Genomic DNA, 306 nt, shown 5'->3' with positions numbered 1-306 from the left:
TCGAGGAGCGCGCCGCGCCCGCCCTCTACCACCTGGTGCGGGAGCTGGCGGAGCGGCTCGGGGTCCCGGCCCCCGCGGCGATAGCGCTCACCCCCGACTGCGACAGCTGGCTGGAGGAGCGCGGCGCCGCGCCCGGGGTACGGGGGCAGGTCCTCGTGATCGGCTCGCCCTTCCTGTGGTGGCTGCGCGTCGCCGAACTGCGCGCGCTGCTCGCGCCCGTCGTCGCGGGCACGGAGCCGGCGGCGGAGCCGACGACGGCGCAGGCGCGCACCTTCGTACGGGGCCTGGACGCGGCCCTCGCGACGG

General features: G+C 78.8%; 1 pseudogene. It reads left to right on the top strand.

Going from position 1 to position 306, the window contains the following annotated elements:
* Positions 1–306, top strand: a pseudogene (locus G3I42_RS24610) (hypothetical protein); the annotation flags it as partial.

This window comes from Streptomyces sp. SID11385, assembly GCF_010548245.1.
Lineage (GTDB): Bacteria > Actinomycetota > Actinomycetes > Streptomycetales > Streptomycetaceae > Streptomyces.
Note: the sequence above shows the minus strand (reverse complement) of the source record. Positions and strands in the feature narration are given on the sequence as shown.